Below are 24,649 nucleotides of genomic sequence, written 5' to 3'. Positions count from 1 at the left end.
AATAAAAAATAAGAAAGAAAATATCATGAAAGGATTTCCATCGCGTATTACCAATCTGCTGATTGCGTCGTTGGTCTTAACTATCGGGCGAGCCGTGACCCTCCCCTTTATCACTATCTATTTGGCAGAACATTTCCAATTAGCGCCTGATAAGGTCGGACTGGTATTGGGGGCAAGTTTAACGCTCGGTATTTTCACCAGTCTCTATGGCGGTTATCTGGTCGATAAATTCAATAAAAAGCAGTTGATCCTGCTGGCCGTGACTCTATTTTCGATCACCTTTTTTACGCTCCCTTGGATTGAACACCCTGCATGGATAATCCTGATTCTGGCACTGCTACACTCGGCATACTCTGTCTACAGTATTGCTATTAAAGCCTGTTTTGCTGACTGGCTACCCGTCGATGAACGCATTAAAGCCTTCTCTGCCAACTACACGTTAGTCAATGTGGGTTGGGCCATCGGCCCGGCGCTTGGGGTATTGGTGGTGGGCATCGGGCCGCAAGCCCCGTTTATTATTTCTGGCATACTGGCGCTATCAGTCGCTCTCATACTGAAATTTAGAATAGACAGCACTGATATGTCGGTTTCTGCACATACGCCAACCGAGTCAGCACCTGATTTTCGTCAGACATTCCGCATTTTGCGCCATGATAAGCGGCTGATCTATTTCACTCTGGGTAGCATGCTCAGTGCCATTGTCTTTGGCCAGTTTTCCGGTTACTTATCGCAATATCTGATTACGGTTTCCGACGCTAAGTTTGCTTATCAAGTGATTGGAGCGGTGATGACCGTTAATGCAACCATTGTGATTACTCTGCAATACCTATTAAGCCGCCGCATGAATCAGCAGAACTTAATGCGCTGGTTGATGCTAGGAACCTTGTTCTTCATTATCGGTCTGTTCGGATTTATGGCGGCTCAAGAGTCAATCCCATTATGGATGTTGGCCATGGCGATATTCTCACTGGGTGAAATTATTGTTATTCCAGTCGAATACATGTTTATCGACTTTATTGCTCCCGCGAATCTTAAAGGCAGCTACTATGGGGTACAGAATCTCGGTCAATTAGGCGGAGCTGTTAACCCGGTACTCTGTGGTTTCTTGCTCGCCTATGCAGCACCCCACATGATGTTCTACATGCTGATTATTGCAGCCATTTTGGGGTTGATGTTTTTCTATCGTGGTTATCAATTGGCGAAAGCACAAGACGCTACAGCCAAATACAGCCGCTCTGATCTGACATAGGCTGCCAGAACTGGTCATGGTAGGCACAACTCCATTAATATTATTCATAATGTGATTGCTAGCACATTACTATCGTTAATTGTATGATGAATGTATTCCGTTACTCAGGACCCTTTTTATGCGCAACGTGACTTCACTTTGCTGGCAGTATCTGCGGGCTTTCGCCATTATCTATTTGTGTCTATGGGCCGGTAAAGCCATCGCTTTGTTGTTGCCTATCACCATTCCTGGCAGCATCATCGGGATGCTGATTCTGTTTGCCCTACTCGCTTCACAGATTTTGCCCTCTACATGGGTAAAACCGGGTTGCCACTTGCTAATCCGCTATATGGCGCTGTTGTTTGTGCCCATCGGAGTCGGCGTGATGCAATATTATGATCAATTAACCAAGCAATTTGGTCCTATCGTCGTTTCCTGCTTTGTCAGTACCTTGATTGTGATGTTAGTGGTGGCCTATAGCTCCCATTACGTCCATCGTGAACGTAAAGTGATTGGTTCTCCAACCCACACGGAGGAGGACAAATGATCAGCAACTTATGGTGGTCACTGCCACTGACATTAATCGTGTTCTTCAGCGCACGTCGTTTAGCCCGCAGTTTGAAAATGCCATTGCTTAACCCCTTGCTGATATCAATGGTTGTTATCATTCCATTGCTATTGGTTACGCATATGCCTTATGCCAACTATTTTGCGGGCAGTAAAATACTCAATGACCTGCTGCAACCCGCGGTAGTGGCGTTAGCTTTCCCGCTATATGAACAAATACATCAAATTCGCGCGCGCTGGAAATCCATCATCACAATCTGTTTTATCGGCAGTGTCACCGCCATGGTCACCGGCACCGCGATTGCTTTGTGGATGGGGGCAACCCCAGAGATTGCTGCCTCAGTATTACCTAAGTCTGTCACCACCCCCATTGCCATGGCAGTTGCGGAATCCCTTCATGGCTTACCTGCTATCAGTGCAGTCTGCGTTATTTTTGTTGGTATTCTAGGGGCCGTTTTTGGTCACAGTCTGCTGAATATATTGCGAATTTCTACCAAAGCGTCGCGCGGTTTAGCAATGGGTACGGCTTCACATGCCCTCGGTACTGCCCGGTGCGCAGAGCTGGATTTTCAGGAAGGGGCGTTCAGTTCGCTGGCACTGGTCATCTGCGGAATTATCACCTCATTGCTCGCGCCATTCCTGTTCCCAGTACTGCTACATTTGTTTGGTTAACATCCTCAACACTGCGACATAAATTTGAGATACATCTCTCATTTGAGATTTTACTTGCATGAATTTCACGTATAACGAGATCTAAATCACACCAAGAAAGCTTCAAGCTGCCTAAAATAGTTTCCCGTTACTATTGGAGAAAACCTTATGCAAGCACGTTTTCAAGCCCCTTGGGCAGATCTTCCCACTTCACTGCAAACCGCACTTGAGCCTATTTTAAGCGCAAACGATTTCCCTGCCATGCTGACAGCAGAACAAGTGAAAACAGTGAAAAGCATCAGTGGGTTAGATGACGATGCGCTGGCATTTGCGTTGCTACCTCTGGCTGCCGCTTGTGCATTGACACCCGTATCCCATTTCATGGTCGGGGCCATCACTCGCGGTATCAGTGGCAACCTCTACTTCGGTGCCAATATGGAATTTGGCGGTGCGCCGCTACAACAGACCATCCACGCCGAACAGTGTGCCGTAACACATGCCTGGCTACGTGGTGAAACTCGTCTGCTCTCTATTACCGTCAATTACACTCCCTGCGGCCATTGCCGCCAGTTTATGAATGAGTTAAATAGCGGAACTGGACTGGATATTCATCTACCCGGCCGCCCAACTTCAACACTGGGGCAATATTTACCCGATGCTTTCGGTCCGAAAGATTTGGCTATCACCACCCTGTTGATGGACCCCGTTCATCACGGCTACAAAGTGGCCCAGGCCGATGCTCTGACACAAGCCGCTCTTGAGGGTGCAAATCACAGTCATGCCCCTTACAGCCTTTCTCACAGCGGCGTTGCCGTTGAAGCGGCTGACGGTACAATTTATGCTGGTCGCTATGCCGAAAATGCCGCATTTAACCCAAGCCTCCCCCCGCTGCAAGCGGCATTAATTCTCGCCAATCTTTCTGGCAAAGATTGCGGTGCGCTGCGCCGCGCAGTACTGGTTGAAAGCAGTAAACCCATGCTCACTCAGTGGGGTGCCACCCAGGCAACCTTGGCCGCATTGGGCTGCACAGATGTCAAACGCGTAACATTTTAATGGAATAACAGCAAAACCGGGGTGACATCACTCACCCCGATTATCACCCTGCCTCACACTTTTGCCGCTAACCGACATATTTAACTAACAAAAGCTGTACATATTTTTCTTATCTTTTAGGATCAGGGCAACGATTTGATAACGTTATAAGAGTAAAATTCATGGAACTTGAATACGAAAGTAAGCGCCCTTTGTACATCCCCTACGCTGGCCCCATCCTATTAGAATTCCCTCTGTTGAACAAAGGTAGCGCCTTTACTAATGAAGAGCGTAGCCACTTCAATTTACATGGTTTATTGCCCGAAGCGGTTGAAACCATTGAAGAACAGGTTAATCGAGCTTACCGACAGTATCAGGATTTCAAAAACGACGACGATAAACATATCTATCTGCGTAATATTCAAGATACCAATGAGACACTGTTTTATCGCCTGCTAGAAGCCCATCTTAGTGAGATGATGCCGATTATTTATACGCCAACAGTGGGTGAAGCCTGCGAACATTTCTCTGATATTTATCGCCGTGCGCGTGGGTTATTTATCTCTTATCCGAACCGTGAACACATTGATGACATGCTACAAAATGCCACTAAGCAGAACGTGAAAGTCATCGTTGTTACTGATGGTGAACGTATTCTCGGCCTTGGCGACCAAGGTATCGGCGGAATGGGCATTCCTATTGGTAAATTGTCACTTTATACCGCATGTGGAGGTATCAGTCCGGCTTATACTTTGCCAGTGGTATTGGATGTCGGCACCAATAACCCGCAACGCCTGAATGACCCACTGTATATGGGCTGGCGCCATCCGCGTATCTCCGGTGATGAATATTATGCATTTGTCGATGAGTTCATTCAGGCTGTAAAACGTCGCTGGCCGAATGTGTTGTTGCAGTTTGAAGACTTTGCCCAGAACAATGCAACCCCACTGCTGAACCGCTACCGCGATGAACTGTGCTGTTTCAATGATGATATTCAAGGAACAGCCGCGGTCACACTCGGTAGCCTAATTGCTGCCAGCCGTGCTGCTGGGAGTCAGTTGCGCGACCAAACTGTCACTTTCCTCGGTGCAGGATCCGCCGGCTGTGGTATTGCTGAACAGATCATCGCCCAAATGATTTCAGAAGGGCTGAGTGAAGAGCAAGCACGTGCACGTGTCTTTATGGTCGACCGCTTCGGCCTGTTAACCGACAAATTACCTAATTTGCTCGACTTCCAAAGCAAGCTAGTACAAAAAAGTGAAGCGTTACAAAGTTGGGACTCGAACAGTGATGCGATTTCCCTGTTGGATGTAGTCCGTAATGCCAAGCCAACCGTCTTAATCGGTGTTTCTGGTCAACCGGGGCTGTTTACCGAAGAACTCATTCGTGAAATGCACAAACACTGTGCTCGCCCGATTGTCATGCCATTGTCTAATCCAACATCACGAGTAGAGGCGCGGCCGGAAGATATTATTAACTGGACCGAGGGAGCTGCACTGGTCGCCACCGGTAGTCCATTCTCACCGGTCAGCTATAAAGACAAGTTGTACCCGATTGCGCAATGTAATAACTCGTATATTTTCCCCGGTATTGGTTTGGGTGTACTGGCATCAGGAGCCAAGCGCGTTACCGATGGCATGTTAATGGCCGCCAGCCGGGCATTGGCCGATTGTTCACCACTAGCACTTCACGGTGAAGGGGCATTGCTGCCAAATATTGATGATATTCGAACCGTCTCCATGAGTATTGCGATGCAAGTAGGGAAAGCAGCACAGTTGCAAGGTGTCGCCATCGTGACTTCTGAAGAAGCATTGAAAAAAGCCATTGACCATAACTACTGGCAACCACAATACCGCAGCTATAAACGCACTTCGTTCTAAATATTAACCGGCCTGTACATAAATACGGGCCGGTTAATCTATTCGTGAATATTTCAAACAGTAATAGAACAATAGAAATGCCTTAAAGTCATTGACGTTACAACAAGGCAGCCAGCGCACTTATCCCGATGAGCTTACATCAGTAAGTGATTCGGGTAAGTAAGCGCAGCGAACACCTTTGTGGCGTCAAAAGCGAAGGGGCACCCAACGTCATTGGCGTTACAACAAGGCAGCCAGCGCACTTATCCCGATGAGCTTACATCAGTAAGTGATTCGGGTAAGTAAGCGCAGCGAACACCGTTGTGGCGTCAAAAGCGAAGGGGCACCCAACGTCATTGGCGTTACAACAAGGCAGCCAGCGCACTTATCCCGATGAGCTTACATCAGTAAGTGATTCGGGTAAGTGAGCGCAGCGAACACCGTTGTGGCGTCAAGGACGAAGGGTAGAATGGCTTGCGTGGCAACGACAGGTACAGTAGCCTTGCAAATACTACTGTGAATTGAACGCATCGAAGGCCTGAGAATGTGGAAACGCCTGATAATTAGCCTAATTACCATCGCAGGATTGCTGATGGTGACTGCTATTGCGCTCGATCGCTGGATTAGCTGGAAAACGGCTCCTTTTATCTATGATGAACTACAAGATTTACCCCATCGGCAGGTTGGCGTTGTGTTGGGAACCGCCAAATATTACCGTACTGGCGGTATTAATCAGTTTTATCAATACCGCATCCAAGGGGCAATAAATGCCTATAACAGTGGCAAAGTCAGCTACTTATTGCTCAGTGGCGACAATGCGCTACAAAGTTATAATGAGCCGATGACCATGCGCCGTGATTTGATTGCCGCAGGTGTGGCACCGGCTGACATTGTGTTGGATTACGCTGGTTTTCGTACTCTGGACTCCATAGTACGTACCCGAAAAGTTTTTGATACTAATGATTTTATTATCATTACTCAGCGTTTCCATTGCGAACGAGCACTGTTTATTGCCTTGCATATGGGGATTCAGGCACAGTGTTTTGCCGTGCCTTCACCGAAAGATATGCTCAATGTCCGGGTTCGTGAGATTTTTGCCCGCCTCGGTGCACTGTCTGATCTCTATATTCTGAAACGTGAACCTCGCTTTTTGGGGCCATTGATCCCAATTCCAGCTGTTCACGTCATCCCCGATGACGCACAAGGTTACCCGGCCGTCTCACCAGAACAGCTTGTCGAGTTGGAACACCGGCTGACAGAAGAAAAACAAAAAAGTCAGTAACTTTAGTTTTGTCATTAGGGTGCATCGGGAATATTAGTGACTTTCCCGTTGCCCCAAAAACGCCCGCACATCATTCTCAACCTCCCCCATCTCCTGCAAGAGTTGCAATGTTTCCAGCGCCTCATCTTCATCCAAACGGCTCATAGCAAACCCCACATGCACCAAGACCCAATGGCCAATTAATGCCAAGCTGGCCTGCTCATCCGCCGCCACCAGCATAATGTTCACTGAACGGCGCACACCACAAACATCCACCCATGCAGTCCCCAGTTGAGCATCGTCCAATGCGACAATTTGCCCTGGAATGCCTATACACATAGTTCGACTCCCACCCAATCGGTGCTGGGTTTTATCAGCACAAAAAATAAATTCATTCCACCTCCAGCCGCTTGATCATCACGCCGTCATCTGCCGCTCCTATCTGTAAATGACTTCCGGCACACAATGGGCAGCGTGTCACTTTACTGCTGAGTAAGTTGACATGCTGTTGGCAGTCATGGCACCACACCTGTGACGGCTGTTGGCTTAAATGCAAAACACAACCTTCCGCCAAGGTGCCTCGGCAAACCAATTCAAAACAGAATGCTAATGCTTGCGGCTCGACACAAGAAAATGCCCCGGTTTCTAGCCAAACCCCAGTTATCTTCTGCGCACCGTGCAGTCTGGCTTGCTGCTCCATCATGGTAATCGCGTTTTGGCACAAGGTAATCTCATGCATGACTGTGCTTCCTGTGTTGATATCCCTCGCAAAAGTAATGCAAAGAAGATGCCAGCAATACAGTGGTTTTTACCTGTCTGAAATTCAATTTAATTAATTGATAAATAACGTTATTAACCAACTTTATTTTACAGTCTACTCACCTGATAAACCGTCACTGTCGAAGTGTCATCGCTAAACAGTCGTTTCGTCACTAATGTCGACACATAGCCACAGCAATCACACTGTTTTTACTGCCTTTTAAATTTCAACGCGTTATCTACCACACTCCTAACGCACAGCGGGTGGGCCTTCATGACTCTTTTACCTCCGCGCATGCCGTACTGGCACAGAATATGCTTTGGAGCTGAGAAATGATTTCTATTGGCCTGACTGTCACCAGTTTTTTGTCCCGGAGGGTATGGCTATGAACCGCTTTGTTATTGCGGAGTCGAGGCTTTGTATTGGATGCAATACCTGTATGGCTGCATGCAGCCAAGTGCATAAAGCCAAGGGTTTACAACAACACCCCAGATTGACCGTCATGCGTAATGCCACGGTGACCTCCCCCATTCTCTGTCGCCACTGCGAGGATGCATGGTGCGCGCGGGTTTGTCCGGTCAATGCAATTACCCTTACGAATAATGCCGTCGAATTGAATGAAACTACCTGTATCGGCTGCAAGCTCTGCGGGCTTGCCTGCCCGTTTGGTGCGATTACTCCTGCAGGCAGCAAACCATTGTCTGTGCCAGAAACCTTCCCTGACTCTATTCCCATGACTGAATTGTCCGATGTTCCTTTCAGCCCGGCCAATATGAACCCATTTCTTGCCTGGAATGCCGGCGTGCGAATTGTCGCGGTGAAATGTGATTTATGCAGCTTCCTACCTCAAGGGCCGGAGTGTGTGCGGGTCTGTCCAACCAATGCCTTAATGCTGGTTGATGAGCACAGCATAGAACAAGCGAATCGCGCTAAACGTCTGGCAGCCGCCGGTGGGTTTGCCAATGACTTGCCCTTTATGGCCGTAGACACTTCAGCCCCCCTCTCTCACGAGGAGCAGAAAAGATGATGAACTCTCTGGAGCTATTGTGGCTCTCCTTACTGCTCTATCTGGCTGGCGCACTGTTCTCCCTACTGCTGGCACGCCGCGAAACGTTGGCAATCTATGCCGCCGGATTGGCCTCATTATTAGGTGGCGCTGCCGGTCTGCTCGCCGCCACCCCAACACTGCTTGGTGGCGACGTTGTCACTTTTGCCACGGCGGGGCCATTCCCGTTCGCGGCATTCAGTTTGCGTCTTGACCCATTGGCGGCATTTATGTTGATGGTCATTTCACTGTTAGTGGTAATAACCTCTATATATTCACTGGCTTATGTGCAGGAATACAAAGGGCGTGGGGCATGGGGGATGGGCGTATTTATGAACCTATTCATCGCCTCGATGGTGGCACTAGTGGTAGTGGACAACGCGTTCTACTTTATTATTTTCTTCGAAATGATGTCGCTGGCCTCTTACTTCCTGGTGATTTCCGATCAGGACGATGATGCCATCAGTGCTGGCTTGCTTTACTTCCTGATTGCCCATGCTGGTTCAGTGCTGATTATGATTGCTTTCTTCTTGCTGTATCGCCAAAGCGGCAGTTTAGAATTTGATGCCTTCCGGCAGGCTAATCCGCAGCCAATCATGGCCTCAATTATCTTTTTATTAGCCTTTTTTGGTTTTGGTGCCAAAGCCGGGATGCTACCACTCCACGGCTGGCTACCCCGCGCTCACCCAGCGGCCCCATCGCATGCTTCTGCCCTGATGTCTGGTGTCATGGTTAAAATCGGTATTTTCGGCATTATCAAAGTAGGCATTGATTTACTCGGCGCCAGCCAATTGTGGTGGGGGGTAATGGTACTGGGCTTTGGTGCGGTGTCCTCTGTACTGGGGGTGTTATATGCGCTGGCCGAACACGATATCAAACGCCTACTGGCTTATCATACTGTTGAAAATATTGGCATTATTCTGATGGGTGTCGGTGTTGGCATGATAGGTATCGCCAGCCACCAGCCGGTGCTAGCTGCTCTTGGCCTGCTTGGCGCGCTCTATCATCTGCTGAACCACGCCGTGTTCAAGGGGCTACTTTTCTTGGGGGCCGGTGCCGTTATTTACCGCATCCATACCAAAGATATGGAGAAGATGGGGGGATTAGCCAGAATGATGCCTTACACCGCGCTGGCTTTTCTGGTGGGATGTATGGCAATTTCAGCCCTGCCGCCATTCAATGGTTTTGTCAGTGAATGGTTTACCTATCAATCACTGTTTACCATGACCCAAGATGGCGGCTTCATTATTCGCCTCGCCGGGCCGATTGCTATTGTGATGCTGGCCATCACTGGTGCACTGGCCGCGATGTGCTTTGTTAAGGTTTACGGCCTCAGCTTCTGCGGCCTACCGCGCACAGAAAAAACCGCCCTTGCACGGGAAGTTCCTTGGCCAATGACCTCTGCCATGCTGTTGTTGGCGCTGCTCTGTCTGGCATTAGGAATAGGGGCCAGTCATGTCGCTCCCGTCATCGCCCGTATCGCCTCCAGCCTGATAACCACTCAACCGATGCCTCACCTTCAGGTGGCACAAGGCGCGCTCTTGTTCCCGCAACACAGTTCTCAGGCGATGCTGTCCACCCTCTATATTTTCTGCGGTTTACTCATCTTGCCACTGGTGATTTTGCTGGTTGTCAGCCTCTACAGAGGTAGCCGTCTGGCATTTCGTCATGGCGGAGACCCTTGGGCCTGTGGTTACGCATACGAGCAGGCCATGACAGTTTCTGCTGGCGGCTTTACCCAGCCATTGCGGGCGATGTTTGCCCCACTATACCGTATTCGCAAAACACTGGATCCCGCACCAATAATGCAGCGCGTACTGGAGAGTTCAGTGCGCAGCGCAGGCCGGGTGGAACCCGTATGGGACGACAAAATTGTGGCCCCACTTATCCGCCTGATCCAATGGCTCAGTCAACGAATTCAATGGCTGCAACAGGGTGATTTCCGCCTCTACTGTCTGTATGTGGTTGCCGCATTGGTAATCCTGCTGATCGTTGCGGCTCTTTAAGGAGACAAGCAATGCCAACTACTGATATGCCTGCGGTCTCTATGATTGCCTTTGCCATCGGGCAGGCGCTGATCATGCTGGCGCTCGCGCCATTGATGTCGGGCGTCTCGCGCATGGTGAAGGCCAGAATGCACTCCCGTCGTGGGCCGGGCATTTTGCAAGAGTATCGTGACCTAGCCAAACTGCTGAAACGGCAAGATGTGGCTCCAGCTAATGCTGGCGTTATCTTCCGCCTCATGCCCTATATGTTGCTGGGCAGCATGTTGTTGATTGCCATGGCACTGCCAGTCTTCACGTTGGCCTCCCCCTTTGGCGTGGCCGGTGACCTCATCGCTCTGCTCTATCTCTTCGCACTGTTCCGTTTCTTTTTCTCTCTGGCAGGTTTGGATAGCGGCAGTATTTTCGCCGGTATCGGTGCCAGCCGAGAATTGACTCTTGGCGTACTGGTCGAACCCACATTAATTCTGTCACTGCTGGTCGTCGGGCTGATTGCAGGGTCCACCAATATCGGCACCATCAGCACCGTGCTGTCTCAAGGGCACTGGCAATCACCGACGGCCACGGCTTTGGCGCTGCTCGCCTGCGGTTTCGCCGTTTTTATCGAGATGGGCAAAATCCCGTTTGATGTCGCCGAAGCAGAACAAGAGTTACAAGAAGGACCATTAACTGAGTATTCCGGCGCATCACTGGGGTTGGTCAAATGGGGCATCAGTCTAAAACAGGTGGTGGTGGCGCAACTGTTCCTTGGTGTGTTTATCCCCTTTGGCAAACTGGCCGTGCTCAGTGGGCCGGGTCTGTTATGGGCGCTGGTAGCCGGTGTTATCAAGTTGCTGGTGATATTTGTCCTCGCCTCCTTGGTGGAAAACAGTATCGCCCGCGGGCGCTTCCTGTTGACCTCCCGTGTCACTTGGCTGGGGTTTGGCGTCGCTGCCTTATCTCTGGTTTTCTATCTCACTGGCCTTTAAGGAGCTAATAACCCCATCATGGAGAACATGGCTCTTATGAATACTGTCCTTGCAAACACAGCCCTTGCCACTCTATTGCTCCCGTTTGCAGGTGCCATCCTGACGGCCTGTTTACCGCAGAAAATGGCGAAATGGTCTTGCATCTTCTTTGCGCTATTAGCCACTCTCGGAACAATGTTGCTGGCCTACATCTATTTAGCTGGCGGGAAGATAGACATCACTTTTGATCTGATTCATTACGGTGATATGGCGCTGTTCGGTTTGACTGTCGACCGCATCAGTACCTTGATTGCTTTCGCCGTGGTGTTCCTTGGCTTGCTGGTTAGCATTTATTCCACCGGTTATCTCACTCTGGGTAACCGCGAGCATCCACATGAAGGCACGAATCGCTACTATGCATTACTGTTGGTTTTCATCGGCGCAATGGCTGGGCTAGTGTTGTCCTCCACTCTGCTGGGTCAGTTATTCTTCTTCGAAATCACCGGTGGCTGTTCGTGGGGGTTGATAGGCTACTACCAAAGTCAGAAGTCGCTACGTTCGGCACTCAAAGCTTTGCTGGTAACCCATGTAGCAGCCATCGGGCTGTACTTAGCCGCGGCGGTGCTGCTGGTCAATACCGGCACCTTCGCCCTCACCGCACTGGCACAACTGGATCACACCACTAAAATCATCGTCTTTGGTGGCATTTTGTTTGCCGCTTGGGGGAAATCAGCTCAGTTGCCGTTGCATATCTGGTTGCCGGATGCAATGGAAGCACCGACACCGGTCAGCTCTTATCTACATGCCGCGTCGATGGTGAAAGTAGGCGTCTATATCTTTGCTCGCGCCATTTATTCTGCCGGTGACGTGCCACAGATTATCGGTACTGTGGGCATGGTGATGGCCGTTATCACGCTGATTTATGGTTTCTTTATGTATCTGCCACAAAAAGACATGAAGCGGCTATTGGCCTACTCCACCATCACTCAGTTGTCCTACATTTTCTTCGCACTCTCTTTAGCAATCTATGGGTCACAGCTGGCCTTCGATGGCGGCATTGCCTACATCTTCAACCACGCCTTCGCCAAGAGTCTGTTCTTCTTGGTCGCTGGCGCTCTGAGCTACAGCTGCGGTACCCGCATGTTGCCCAAACTCAAAGGGATCATGGGGAAAATGCCGCTCTTAGGTGTGGGATTCTGTGTTGCAGCACTGGCGATTACCGGGGTGCCACCATTCAACGGCTTCTTTAGTAAATTCCCTATTTTTGCCGCTGGCTTTTCACTTTCCCATGAACATTGGCTGCTGATCCCACTGCTGGTGCTGGCACTTATTGAGTCAGTCGCCAGCTTCGGCTGGTTCCTGTACTGGTTTGGACAAACCGTGCCCGGTAAACCATCAGAAGAGGTTGCCAGCGCTAAACCCCTGCCATTGGCTATACAGGGGGTGCTGGTCGTACTGGTGATTATGTCAGTGTGCTCAAGCTTTATTGCCGTCGCTTGGCTCGGATAAGGGAGTAAAAAATGACCGGAACACTTTTTGTCAACACGATGGTCGTCAACAATCTTGCAGGGCTGCTGATAATTACCTCTCTGCTGGTCATCCTCGTAAAGAAACCTGCCACTTCGGCGCTGTTTTATGCCTTGCAGTCGTTGGTACTGGTGCTGATTTTCTTGGTATTGGCAGAAACGCTGCACGCTCATGAACTGTATCTGTGGTCGTTAACCGCCTTTATCACCAAGGTGGTGCTGGTGCCGTGGATTATGTATCGCGCATTTCGTCAGATGGAAGACCCGAAAGCCAACGGCGGTGTCATTGGAACCGCCTCCCTTATTTTTATTGCCGCCATCATTATCTTACTGAGCTACTTCGTGGTCGAGCCAGTGCAGTTGCCGATGGTCAGTGCACTGAAGCCTGCATTAGCCGTCTCGCTTGGGCATTTCCTGATTGGCCTGCTATGTATCGTCACCCAGCGCAATATTCTAAAAAACATTTTCGGCTACTGCCTGATGGAAAATGGTGCGCACTTGATGTTGGCGCTGTTGGCCTTCCGCGCGCCAGAGTTGGTAGAGATTGGCATTGCTACCGATGCCATTTTCGCAGTGGTGGTGATGACGCTAATGGCGCGCAAGATTTACCGCACATTGCACACGCTGGATGTTAAACAACTGACGGCGCTAAAGGGGTAATGAAATGAGTCATACTGACCTGCTGTTGTTACTGTTAATGATACCTCTGATAGCCTCGCTGTTGGCATTTGCTTGCCGGTTCTTGGGGGGCGCGGCACGAATGGCGACCACTTGGGTGCATTTCACCGGTATCACTTTACTGCTGGTAGTGGCGTTGACGGTAGTCTGTCGGGTCGCGCTGGGTGGGGAGATTCTGGCCGCCCACCACTGGCTGCATATCGACAGTCTCAGCGCCCTGTTCCTCGCCATTCTCGGGGTCATTGGCTTTATCACCGGCCTCTATTCCCTCGGCTACATGCGCCATGAAGTGAATAATGGTGAAATAACCGTTAGCACGCTGTGTAACTATTATGGTTTTTTCCATCTATTTTTATTCACCATGTTACTGGTCGTCACCAGTAATAACCTGATTTTGATGTGGGTCGGCATCGAGGCCACCACCCTCAGCTCCGCCTTTTTGGTCGGTTTATATGGTCAACGCTCGTCACTGGAAGCGGCTTGGAAGTACATTATTATTTGTACTGTTGGTGTGGCTTTCGGGCTATATGGCACGGTGTTGGTGTATGCCAATGCCGCCAATGTGCTGGTGGATCCGGGCAGTGCCATTTTCTGGACTGTGGTGGCTGAACACGCCAAAGAACTGGATCCTAGCCTGATGCATCTGGCCTTTGTCTTTATTCTGATTGGTTTTGGCACCAAAACTGGCCTGTTCCCAATGCATTCATGGCTACCGGATGCCCACAGCGAAGCGCCAAGTCCCACTAGCGCGTTATTGTCGGCCGTATTATTGAATTGCGCGCTGTTAGTGATAATCCGCTATTACATCATTATCAGTGCCGCGATCGGGCCGTATTTCCCGCAAATGCTGTTGTTGGTATTTGGCATGATGTCCGTTGCCGTCTCCGCATTCTTTATTCTGGCGCAGCGCGATATGAAGCGCTTACTGGCCTACTCCAGTGTCGAAAACATGGGTTTAATCGCGGTGGCGCTCGGAATTGGTGGGCCGCTGGGAGTATTGGCCGCTCTTTTCCATACCCTTAATCACAGTTTGGCGAAAACTTTACTGTTCTGCGGCTCCGGTAACGTGCTGTTGAAATATGGCACACGGGATATGGGCGCAATTAAAGGCATTATCCGGGTAGCCCCACTCACGGCAGTCATGCTGGCCGGTGGTGCATTGGCGCTGGCGGGAATGCCACCTTTTAACGTGTTTATCAGTGAGTTTATGGTGGTGGCCGCCGCAATTAAAGCCGGGCATATTTGGCTAGTGATCGTGCTGCTATTGCTGCTAACGCTGGTGCTAGCAGGTTTGGTGCGCATGGTTGCCAGCACCGTTCTAGGCACGCCACCCGCTGCCGTCAGTAAAGGTGAGCTGGGCATTCTGACTACCGCCCCGATGGCTATTTTATTGCTGCTTATGTTGCTGCTAGGTGTCCATATTCCCTCGCCAGTGACTCGCTTACTGACTGATGCGGCGCAAATTGTCCTCCATGACGACAGTCGCGCCCCAGTGCGCCAGCCTTTTATTTTGCCGTGGGAATTCTTGTCATCTCCGCAAAATATTTCCCCAACGCAATCTATCCATTCCGACGCAGAAACGCATACCGCTCTGCCATTCACCCCGACCCGTCAGGAGATGTAACGTGACTCACGAAACGCCTATTTCAACTATTCCAAGTCAGCCACACGGCGGTGAAAAACTGGGTGCCGCCTATGTTGCTCGCCTGCGCGAACAGTTTCCGGCGGTAATTCTTGATGAAGAGTGGCAAACCGATAATCAACTGACCATAACCATCAAGCTTAATAGCCTGCCGGAGGTGGTTGAACACCTTTATTATCAGCAAGGTGGCTGGCTGTCAGTTCTATTTGGCAATGACGAACGCAGTTTGAATGGCTATTTTGCTATTTACTATGTGCTATCAATGGAAGGCCGTGAACAATACGGCATTGATACCGGCAAGCAGTATGGCGATAAATGTTGGGTGATAGTCAAAGCACTCATCAGCCCAGAACGGCCTGAATTTCCGTCGGTCACACCACGTGTTCCAGCGGCAGTTTGGGGCGAGCGCGAAGTGCGAGATATGTATGGTCTTCAGCCTGTTGGCTTGCCGGATGAGCGCCGTTTAGTCCTACCCGACGATTGGCCGGATGACCTTTATCCATTGCGCAAAGACACCATGGATTATCGTCAGCGCCCAACCCCAACTGGCGACACTGAAACGTATCAATTTGAAAACGAAGCGGGTAGCAGCAGCCGGGTAGTGCCCATCGGCCCGATGCATATTACCTCCGATGAGCCGGGCCACTTCCGCTTGTTTGTCGATGGTGAAGATATTATCGATGCCGATTACCGCCTGTTTTACGTCCATCGCGGCATGGAAAAATTGGCGGAGACCCGTATGGGCTATAACGACGTCACTTTCCTTTCAGATCGTATCTGCGGCATTTGTGGCTTCACCCACAGTGTGGCCTACACCTCATCGATTGAAAATGCATTAGGTATTATCGTCCCACCACGGGCGCAGATGATTCGCACCATTTTGCTAGAAGTGGAGCGCTTGCATAGCCACCTGCTCAATATTGGTCTGTCCTGCCACTTTGTCGGTTTTGATACCGGTTTTATGCAGTTTTTCCGAGTACGCGAGAAGGCCATGACCATCGCCGAAATGCTCACCGGGGCGCGTAAAACCTACGGTCTAAACCTGATTGGCGGAGTGCGCCGTGACATCCTGAAAGCGGACCGTCTGAAAACACTGCAATTGGTGGCCGAAATGCGCGCGGATATCGGTGAGTTGGTAGACATGCTGATGAGTACCGCCAATATCGAGCAACGTACTGTCGGTGTCGGTATGCTGGACCGCAAGATTGCCCGCGATTTCAGCCCTGTCGGCCCGATGATCCGCGCCAGCGGCTATACCCGTGATATGCGCCATGACCACCCCTATGCCAATTACGCCAATGTTCCTAAAGAACTATTTAGCCTTGCTGGCTGTGACGTACATTCTCGTCTGCTGGTGCGGGTACGTGAATTCTTCGACTCATTAGTGATGATTGAATATGGGCTGAACCATATGCCTGCAGGACCTCTGCTGGAAGAAAAAGTCCACTATCAGCCGTATAAGTTTGCTCTCGGATTCTCAGAAGCCCCACGGGGTGAAGATGTGCATTGGAGTATGACTGGCGACAATCAAAAACTGTTCCGCTGGCGCTGCCGGGCGGCCACTTACGCTAACTGGCCGGTACTGCGTTACATGTTGCGCGGTAATACGGTTTCCGATGCGCCATTGATTATCGGCAGCCTCGATCCCTGTTACTCCTGTACCGACCGAGTGACGTTGGTGGATGTGAATAAGCAAAAATCCGTCACCGTACCGTACAAAGAGATCGAGCGTTATGGCATTGAGCGCACCCATTCGCCGCTCAAATAGAGGGATGAAGAATGTTTAAACTGTTTAAAACCATCCTGAAAGTCGGCGATACCACGGTGAAATATCCGTTTAAGCCACTCGACGTTAGCCATGGTTTTCGCGGTAAACCACAATATGATGCTGAACAATGTATTGCCTGCGGTGCCTGTACCATGGCGTGCCCAGCCAATGCACTGACCATGGAAACTGACACTGCCAAGGGCACACGCCAATGGCAGTTATTCCTTGGCCGCTGCATTTTCTGTGGGCGCTGTGAAGAGGTCTGCCCGACCCGCGCCATAGTGTTGTCAGAAGAGTTTGAGTTGGCAGTTTTCAATAAAGCTGATTTATATCAGCGTGCCAGTTTTACCCTCACCCATTGCCAACAGTGCCAAAAACCTTTTGCGCCGAAAAAAGAGGTGGATTACGTCATGGCACTGCTGATTCATTCAGGCATGAGTGCTGAAGATGTTGAGCTACAGCGGCCTCATTTTGAAACCTGCCCTGAGTGTAAACGTAAACAGAATATTGTTGGTCATGAGAATATTGTACTTAAAAATAATATTGCCTTGAATAACAAAGTAATACCAACCCCACGCAGGGATGAAGGGAGCAAGCTATGAGCCAGTCACATTCATCAAAACCGGGCTGGGGGCATCATGTCAGTCAGCCCATTGCCCTTGACCCTGCCGTCGCTCAGTTAAAAGGCAAGTTACTGAAAGATATTAAGCGCTCGGCCTATGTGTATCGGGTGGACTGCGGGGGATGTAATGGTTGCGAAATCGAGATTTTCGCGGCTATTACACCACTGTTCGATACAGAACGCTTTGGTATCAAGGTCGTCGCATCGCCACGCCACGCTGATATTTTGCTGTTCACAGGTGCGGTGACCCGAGCCATGCGTGCACCGGCCCTGCGCGCCTATGAGTCTGCCCCTGATCCCAAAATTTGTGTCTCTTATGGTGCTTGTGGCTGCGGTGGCGGTATCTTCCACGACCTCTATTGTGTCTGGGGCGGCAGCGACACCATTGTGCCTATTGATGTTTATATCCCCGGTTGCCCACCCCCCCCTGCAGCCACTATTTATGGCTTTGCTGTGGCATTAGGCTTGTTGGAGCAGAAATTGAAAGGAGAGGATCATCAAGAAGCGGCCGATGAACGCGTGGCACTGATTCACCCTGATGCACCTCTCAGTTTGCGGGTATTGCTTGAACGCGAGGCCCGACGCATGGCCGGTTACCGTCATGGCAGAGAAATCACCGACAGTTTCCTATCGCTACTGGTGAATCAGCCCTTGCAGGAGTTGGATCAGCGCTGCCAGATTTACCTCAATCAGCAGGCTGACCCGCGACTCAGTGAGATATTCGCTCACTTGCAGCAGATAGCACAGGAGCAGTTAGCAGGGGGGCATATTCATGTCCGTTAAAGTTATTTTTTATGTCCTGAACCAGAAATTCCTCGACAGTGATGACGATATGCCTGAGCAGGCGCAGCAAGTGATGTATTACTCGCTGGCTATCGGCCATCATGTCGGCGTGATTGACTGCCTAAAAACGATGATGGAATGCCCATTGGACGAGTATGAACAGTGGTTTAGCCAATTACCTGAAGGTGAAGCTCGCCGCAAAATGGCGGGGTTGCTCAAGTTTGGTGAAATCACCATCGACAGCACCCATACCCAATTACTGGCCCACGCTTTTGCACCGCTGGCACAAGATGCCAACACCTTGCATCAGTCATGGAGTCAGCAACTGCTGCAAACCCTATACGATATTGAGCAGGAACCAGCAATTTACTTAATGGTGAAACGCCGCCCATGACTATTCAGGATGCAGCACTCACTCCGAGCGCAATCACAAATCTGGTATTAACCGTCGGCAACAGCATGATGGGTGATGACGGCGCTGGCCCGTTGTTAGCTGAACGCATGACCCAGCAACCATTAGCCCACTGGCAAGTGATTGATGGTGGTTCAGCCCCTGAAAATGTGGTTCACCGTATTCGTGCTTTGCAGCCAACACGGTTGGTGATTGTGGATGCCGCCGATATGGCGCTACCGCCGGGGGAGATTCGAATTATTGACCCTGAGCGGATTGCCGAAATGTTCATCATGAGCACTCATAATTTGCCACTTAATTTTCTCATCGACCAACTAAAAGAAGATATCCCCGAAGTGTTGTTCGTGGGGATCCAACCTACATTGGTAGCGTTTTACTTCCCCATGACCGATATCGTCAAACAGGCCGTGGATACGCTGTATCAGAAATTAGCTCACTGGCAAGGTGATGGTGGCTTTAGTCACCTTTAATGGCGTGACGGTGTGGCGTCGTCAAATTTGCCGACGTCACATTCACCGACAGTTTCTCTCTTCATTGTTCTTTTTACGGAAAGCAATAATTTCCTTACAAAACAATAAGTTTAACTCATTTTCATGTCATTAGTTCAACTTGGCATAAACCATGCAATCTCTAAGTGAATACCTGTATCAGGTCATGGCCTATTTTTGCTCACCCGAGGGCAAATCTGCCAGAACGCTATTTAATGCCCATGCAGCCAACACCGCTGCAACTTGAAAGATGACGACCAATATACCTGATAGATTTCAAGGTGCGGCAAGGCGGCAAATGAGTGAGTCCCGATGAGCTGACACAAGTCAGTGATTCGGGTGAGCGAATGCAGCCAACACCGCTGCAATTTGAAAGATGAAGGGTAAGGAGATAAAGCAATGAACCGGTTCATAATTGCAGACCCCAAAAAGTGCATTGGTTGCCGCACCTGCGAGGTGGCCTGCGTGCTGGCACATAATGGTGGCAGGCTGGAGGCCTTGAATAAGGCTAATTTTGCCCCACGGTTAAAAGTGGTTAAAGGACTTAATGTCAGTACCGCCATTATGTGTCGTCACTGTGAAGATGCACCTTGCGCCAATGTTTGCCCGAACGGCGCTATTATTCGTGCCTCTGACAGCATCCAAGTGTTGCAGGAAAAATGTATTGGCTGCAAAACCTGCGTCGTTGCCTGCCCGTACGGTGCTATGAGTGTGGTGACTAAAGAAGTTGAAGTTATGTTCAACGGTCTCTCTCAGGGCTTTTGTCTGAAAGCAGAAGCACAGAAATGCGATTTATGTGAGGGCCGCACGGCAGGTCCGGCCTGTATTTCAGTTTGCCCAACTCAGGCATTACACATGATTGGCCGCGACACTATGCAGGCCATGCTTCGCAAGAAACAGATGCGCGCTGCGCTAGATGAAGCCAACGAGATGAGTTTCTAGTCAGCCTCAAAAGCCAAGGGGATTAAAAATGTATAAAGCATTAACTGTTTGCCCATACTGTGGCTCCGGCTGCAAAATAAATTTGCTGGTTGAAAACGGTAAAGTGGTCGGCGCTGAGGGCGCGAATGGTGTTACGAATCAGGGTGAATTGTGTCTGAAAGGCTACTATGGCTGGGATTTTCTCAATGACACCAAATTGCTGACGCCACGCCTAAAACAACCGATGATTCGTCGTCAAAAAGGCGGCAAGCTGGAGGCAGTTTCTTGGGATGAAGCCATTGATTTCGCCAGTAGCAAACTGCGCGCAATTAAAGAAAAATATGGTCCGGAAGCCATTATGCACACGGGTTCTTCACGTGGGCCGGGTAATGAGACCAATTATGTGATGCAAAAATTTGCCCGTGCGGTCACCGGCAGCAACAATATCGATTGTTGCGCACGCGTGTGTCACGGCCCTTCAGTGGCAGGCCTGCAAGTGACGCTGGGCAATGGCGCGATGAGTAATTCCATCTGCGAGATTGAAGATACCAAATGCATTTTAGTGTTTGGCTATAACGCCGCCGACTCCCACCCCATCGTGGCACGCCGTATTCTCAAAGCAAAAGAGAAAGGCGCTAAAGTGATTGTTTGCGATCCGCGACATATCGAAACCGCACGTATTGCTGACCTTTGGTTGCCATTGAAAAATGGTTCGAATATGGCGCTGGTCAATGCATTTGCCAATGTGTTAATCACTGAAGAGCTATATGACAAAGACTATGTTTCGCGCTATACCGAAGGTTTTGACGAGTATCGCAACATTGTCGCCAAATACACGCCGGAATATGTCGAAGGCATTACTGGTCTGCCCGCACAAACGATCCGTGAAGCGATGCGCATCTATGCTGCGGCACCTTCTGCCACCATTTTATGGGGTATGGGGGTCACCCAATGGGGTCAGGGTGTAGACGTTGTTAAAGGATTGTCAGGATTAGCGTTGCTGACGGGCAATCTGGGGCGCCCGAATGTCGGTGTCGGTCCAGTGCGTGGACAAAATAACGTACAAGGTGCCTGCGACATGGGGGCCTTGCCGAATATGTATCCCGGCTATCAGCCCGTAACTGATCCGGCAACACTAGAGAAATTTGCTAAAGCGTGGGGAGTCCCTTCCCTGTCTGACAAAATTGGCTACTCGCTGACGGATGTGCCGCACAAAGTGAAAGAAGGCAAAATCAAAGCCAACTATGTGATGGGTGAAGACCCCCTACAAACGGAACCGGACCTGTCGATGATGCGCGAAGCATTCAGTGAGTTGGAATTGCTGATTGTGCAGGACATCTTTATGACAAAAACTGCCGCCGAAGCCGATGTGATTCTCCCTGCTACATCGTGGGGTGAGCATGAAGGTGTTTACTCTGCCGCGGATCGTGGCTTCCAACGCTTTGAAAAAGCAGTTGATCCACAAGGGGATGTTAAACCGGACTGGGAAATTATCAGTTTAATGGCGACAGCCCTCGGCTATCCGATGAAATATCATAATACTCAAGAAATTTGGGATGAATTGCGCGAACTGTGCCCACTGTATTACGGTGCAACCTATGAAAAAATGGCCGGTTTAGGTTATGTTCCGTGGCCTTGCACCACTGAAGACAGCCCCGGTACGCCGTGGCTATATGCCGGCAATAAATTCGACCGCCCCGGAGGTAAAGGATTGTTATTTGCCAGCGAATGGCGTGCTCCGATGGAGCAGGTGGATGAGGAATACCCGCTGGTGCTGTGCACCGTCCGGGAAGTCGGCCACTACTCATGCCGTTCGATGACCGGTAACTGTTCCGCATTACAAACACTGGCTGATGAACCGGGCTATGTGCAAATCAGTCCGCAGGATGCTGATAAAATGCACTTGCAGGATCAGCAGTTGGTCTGGGTTGCATCACGGCGCGGCAAAGTTATCACTCGAGTGTCAGTCAGTGAGCGCATCAATGTTGGTGCGGTCTATATGACTTATCAGTGGTGGATTGGTGCCTGCAATGAATTGACCCTTGACCATCTGGATCCGATCTCTAAGACCCCAGAGTATAAATATTGCGCAGTGAAACTCGAAGCCATTGCCGATCAGACGTGGGCAGAAAATTACGTGCAGCAGGAATATAGCCAGTTGAAGGCACGGTTACGTAGAGAAGCTGAAGTCTGTTGATGGATTAACGATTATTACGATTTGCCAGTCTGGATTCGCTCAGACTGGCAAAACTGCAATACCTCACAGAGTGAAATACTGGCTTAGCGGGATGCATTTTCACATCAAACTGTCTTCGTCTTCGATACTTCTTACGGATATTCCGAGTCGTTGCATCCGAGATAACAGAGTGGTTCGTTTCAACCCCAATTTAATCGCCGCTCCTTTTGGCCCGGCAACCACACCGTTGGTTTCTCGCAATACCCGAATAATTCGCGTACGTTCAGATTCTGAAAACTCCGGCTCATCACTCTCTGGTAATAATGGTTTATGAATGGTTTTTTCCGATACCGGCTTAACCGCCTCTAAGGGGGATAAATGGTATTCCAGTTCTTGTAACTGCAAATTTAATGTGGTTCCACGACTGAGTATCACTGCCCGTTCAATCACATTTTCCAGTTCACGAATATTCCCAGGCCATGGCAGGCGACTGAGTAATCGTAATGTTTCGCCCGGAATGATATCGATAGTGCGGTTCATTCGTTTGGCTATTTTCTGAGTGAAGAATTTTACTAATAGGGGAATATCTTCAGGGCGTTCACGCAGTGGTGGGATCACAATCGGAAAAACATTGAGCCGATAATAGAGATCACTGCGATATTCTCGATTTACCATCATCAATTTTAAATCACGATTTGTTGCTGCAATTAACCGAACATCAACTGGAATAATTTTACTACCACCCAAGCGTTCTATTTCTCGCTCTTGTAATACCCGTAAAAGTTTTGGTTGCAGTTCTAGGGGAATATCCCCCACCTCATCAAGAAATAGCGTGCCACCATCAGCCATTTCAAATCGACCAATACGTTGTGCCGCAGCTCCGGTGTAAGCCCCCTTCTCATGACCAAAGAGATCGCTTTCCATTAAACCTGAGGGAATAGCTGCACAGTTCATTTTCACCATACGTTTATTCTTTCGGGTGCTTAAATTATGAATTGCGCGGGCTATTAACTCTTTACCGGTGCCAGTTTCCCCCAGAATCAACACAGTACAATCACTGGAGGCCACCATTTCAACCTGTTCCAGCACTGCTTTAATTCCTGCACTGTGGCCAATGATTTCGCCAAACTCTTCATTATGAATAATCTGGTCAGTGAGATAGAGATTTTCATTTACCAATGAATCTTTCAGGCGAGTAATTTCGTTGTAAGCCAGAGCATTATCAACCGCAATAGCAATTCTGGCAGCAATTTGACGTAATAACTTGAGGTTACTGTCAGTGAAGATATCACTCTGACATTGCGCCAGTTTTAATACCCCCAGCATTTTATGACCGAAAAATAGCGGTAATAAACAAACAGCTTGTAACCCCTCATCCAACATATTAGCCAGTTGTTTATCATCCGGCGCTAAGAGAGAAATATCGGCTAAATTTACCAGCAATAATTCGCGGCTGCGTAAAACTTGCCCTGCTAATGTGCCCGTCATATCTACCCACGCCTGCTGGTACTGTACCGCTTTCCCCACCTGATAGCGGGTAGAAAAAACATTCAGTTTATTTTTATCTTTATGCGTGCCACATATTGCCAGGCTAATGTAATCAATATTGAAAAAGCGGTGTATCTCTTTAGAGACTTCTGCGGCTAATACATCCAGTTCCAGTTTAGAAATAACCGTATTGGTGACATCCACCAATATTCGGAAGTGATCTCGTTCAAAGCGCAGTTGCTCTCGTTCAGAACATGCCCGTTTTATTTCAGTAATATTATCAACTGCGATAGCCACGACCTCGGCCAATAGTGCCAAAAAAGTCACAGCTTGCTCATCAAACTCACTATTATCAGTTTTAATAAACTCAACGCATCCCGACCAATGATTGCCATGGCCTAAGGGAAAGTGACAGCCAGAATGTAATTGCTGATATGGCGCTAAATCACAAACTGTAGAAAACTCCCTTCGCATACGATGTGGGTCAGTTTGCAAAGGTATCTGTTGTTGCCAAGCCATCCCACCAGGCCCTTCAGCAAACAAAATATTGTGTGAGCCCACAACGGTGTCAGTCACTTCATCATGAGTATAAAGTGTCATTTGGTTATACAGCGGGTTCAGCAGTAATAAATTGACACGTTGAAAACGCACGACAGAAAAAGAGAGCTTTCGAAGCTCATTAACTAAATCGGTGATATCCCTCAATAATAATAATCTTTTTGATACCCGGAACAATGTATCTTGCCAGACTTGGGCCAATGTGGGGCGGGGTAGTTTTTTTGTGCTATCCAT

Annotated in this window: 22 protein-coding genes; 19 read left to right on the top strand and 3 right to left on the bottom strand. The window is 49.5% G+C overall.

Annotated features, from left to right (window positions below; translation table 11 throughout):
* The first annotated feature begins 25 nt into the window (after nt 1–25).
* From HUZ92_RS15125 to sanA, 6 genes are all read left to right on the top strand, one after another.
* Nucleotides 26–1,249 carry an MFS transporter gene (locus HUZ92_RS15125; RefSeq protein WP_050140715.1) on the top strand — a complete coding sequence of 408 codons (1,224 nt, stop codon included), beginning with the start codon at nt 26–28 and terminating at the stop codon, nt 1,247–1,249.
* A 118-nt stretch (nt 1,250–1,367) separates the two neighbouring features.
* The gene (locus HUZ92_RS15120) at nt 1,368–1,775 is read left to right on the top strand and encodes a CidA/LrgA family protein (RefSeq protein WP_050098601.1); all 408 of its coding nucleotides are present in this window, start codon (nt 1,368–1,370) and stop codon (nt 1,773–1,775) included.
* Nucleotides 1,772–2,467, top strand: a complete 696-nt coding sequence (locus HUZ92_RS15115; RefSeq protein ID WP_050098603.1) for a CidB/LrgB family autolysis modulator — start codon at nt 1,772–1,774, stop codon at nt 2,465–2,467. Before HUZ92_RS15120 ends, HUZ92_RS15115 begins: the two co-directional genes overlap by 4 nt.
* A gap of 147 nt (nt 2,468–2,614) precedes the next feature.
* The gene (gene cdd, locus HUZ92_RS15110) at nt 2,615–3,499 is read left to right on the top strand and encodes a cytidine deaminase (RefSeq protein WP_050098606.1); all 885 of its coding nucleotides are present in this window, start codon (nt 2,615–2,617) and stop codon (nt 3,497–3,499) included.
* 161 nt (nt 3,500–3,660) lie between these two features.
* A complete protein-coding gene (locus tag HUZ92_RS15105) occupies nt 3,661–5,358 on the top strand; it encodes an NAD-dependent malic enzyme (RefSeq protein WP_050098610.1) in 1,698 nt (565 codons plus the stop codon).
* A 523-nt stretch (nt 5,359–5,881) separates the two neighbouring features.
* Nucleotides 5,882–6,619 carry an outer membrane permeability protein SanA gene (sanA, locus tag HUZ92_RS15100; RefSeq protein WP_050098659.1) on the top strand — a complete coding sequence of 246 codons (738 nt, stop codon included), beginning with the start codon at nt 5,882–5,884 and terminating at the stop codon, nt 6,617–6,619.
* A 33-nt stretch (nt 6,620–6,652) separates the two neighbouring features.
* Here the strand turns inward: sanA and HUZ92_RS15095 are convergent, their stop codons facing one another.
* Nucleotides 6,653–6,937 (bottom strand): HypC/HybG/HupF family hydrogenase formation chaperone, encoded by a 285-nt coding sequence (locus HUZ92_RS15095; RefSeq protein WP_050098663.1) that lies wholly within the window; start codon nt 6,935–6,937, stop codon nt 6,653–6,655.
* Nucleotides 6,938–6,989: 52 nt separating this feature from the next.
* Complete coding sequence (hypA, locus tag HUZ92_RS15090) at nt 6,990–7,337, bottom strand: hydrogenase maturation nickel metallochaperone HypA (protein ID WP_050098667.1); 348 nt, start codon at nt 7,335–7,337, stop codon at nt 6,990–6,992.
* Between the two features lie 406 nt (nt 7,338–7,743).
* Between hypA and HUZ92_RS15085 the strand changes: the two genes are divergently transcribed.
* From HUZ92_RS15085 to fdhF, 13 genes are all read left to right on the top strand, one after another.
* Nucleotides 7,744–8,385 (top strand): 4Fe-4S dicluster domain-containing protein, encoded by a 642-nt coding sequence (locus HUZ92_RS15085; RefSeq protein WP_145525735.1) that lies wholly within the window; start codon nt 7,744–7,746, stop codon nt 8,383–8,385.
* Nucleotides 8,382–10,409 carry a hydrogenase 4 subunit B gene (gene hyfB, locus HUZ92_RS15080; protein WP_072087679.1) on the top strand — a complete coding sequence of 676 codons (2,028 nt, stop codon included), beginning with the start codon at nt 8,382–8,384 and terminating at the stop codon, nt 10,407–10,409. Before HUZ92_RS15085 ends, hyfB begins: the two co-directional genes overlap by 4 nt.
* 11 nt (nt 10,410–10,420) lie before the next feature.
* Entirely contained in the window at nt 10,421–11,374 is a 954-nt protein-coding gene (locus HUZ92_RS15075) for a respiratory chain complex I subunit 1 family protein (RefSeq protein ID WP_050098675.1), read from the top strand.
* Nucleotides 11,375–11,392: 18 nt separating this feature from the next.
* The gene (locus tag HUZ92_RS15070) at nt 11,393–12,862 is read left to right on the top strand and encodes a hydrogenase 4 subunit D (protein ID WP_128451097.1); all 1,470 of its coding nucleotides are present in this window, start codon (nt 11,393–11,395) and stop codon (nt 12,860–12,862) included.
* A gap of 11 nt (nt 12,863–12,873) precedes the next feature.
* Entirely contained in the window at nt 12,874–13,539 is a 666-nt protein-coding gene (gene hyfE, locus HUZ92_RS15065) for a hydrogenase 4 membrane subunit (protein ID WP_050098679.1), read from the top strand.
* 4 nt (nt 13,540–13,543) lie between these two features.
* Nucleotides 13,544–15,181 carry a hydrogenase 4 subunit F gene (locus HUZ92_RS15060; protein WP_050098681.1) on the top strand — a complete coding sequence of 546 codons (1,638 nt, stop codon included), beginning with the start codon at nt 13,544–13,546 and terminating at the stop codon, nt 15,179–15,181.
* A gap of 1 nt (nt 15,182) precedes the next feature.
* A complete protein-coding gene (locus HUZ92_RS15055) occupies nt 15,183–16,967 on the top strand; it encodes a hydrogenase large subunit (RefSeq protein WP_050295462.1) in 1,785 nt (594 codons plus the stop codon).
* An 11-nt stretch (nt 16,968–16,978) separates the two neighbouring features.
* Nucleotides 16,979–17,569 (top strand): hydrogenase 4 subunit H, encoded by a 591-nt coding sequence (gene hyfH / locus HUZ92_RS15050; RefSeq protein WP_145579888.1) that lies wholly within the window; start codon nt 16,979–16,981, stop codon nt 17,567–17,569.
* Nucleotides 17,566–18,372: an NADH-quinone oxidoreductase subunit B family protein gene (locus tag HUZ92_RS15045; RefSeq protein ID WP_145579889.1), complete on the top strand. Its 807-nt coding sequence runs from the start codon at nt 17,566–17,568 to the stop codon at nt 18,370–18,372. Before hyfH ends, HUZ92_RS15045 begins: the two co-directional genes overlap by 4 nt.
* On the top strand, nt 18,362–18,766 hold the full coding sequence (locus tag HUZ92_RS15040; protein ID WP_050098685.1) for a formate hydrogenlyase maturation HycH family protein: 405 nt from the start codon (nt 18,362–18,364) through the stop codon (nt 18,764–18,766). Before HUZ92_RS15045 ends, HUZ92_RS15040 begins: the two co-directional genes overlap by 11 nt.
* Nucleotides 18,767–18,831: 65 nt before the next feature.
* Complete coding sequence (gene hycI / locus HUZ92_RS15035) at nt 18,832–19,254, top strand: hydrogenase maturation peptidase HycI (RefSeq protein ID WP_174846862.1); 423 nt, start codon at nt 18,832–18,834, stop codon at nt 19,252–19,254.
* 417 nt (nt 19,255–19,671) lie between these two features.
* On the top strand, nt 19,672–20,214 hold the full coding sequence (locus HUZ92_RS15030) for a 4Fe-4S binding protein (RefSeq protein WP_050098687.1): 543 nt from the start codon (nt 19,672–19,674) through the stop codon (nt 20,212–20,214).
* 28 nt (nt 20,215–20,242) lie between these two features.
* Entirely contained in the window at nt 20,243–22,390 is a 2,148-nt protein-coding gene (gene fdhF, locus HUZ92_RS15025; protein WP_050098688.1) for a formate dehydrogenase subunit alpha, read from the top strand.
* Nucleotides 22,391–22,489: 99 nt separating this feature from the next.
* Here the strand turns inward: fdhF and flhA are convergent, their stop codons facing one another.
* Nucleotides 22,490–24,649, bottom strand: coding sequence for a formate hydrogenlyase transcriptional activator FlhA (gene flhA, locus HUZ92_RS15020; protein WP_050098689.1), 2,160 nt, complete (start codon nt 24,647–24,649; stop codon nt 22,490–22,492).

This window comes from Yersinia vastinensis, assembly GCF_902726565.1.
Classification (GTDB): Bacteria; Pseudomonadota; Gammaproteobacteria; order Enterobacterales; family Enterobacteriaceae; genus Yersinia; species Yersinia vastinensis.
The sequence above is the reverse complement of the archived record's forward strand: the minus strand, read 5'-3'. Positions and strand labels throughout refer to the sequence as shown.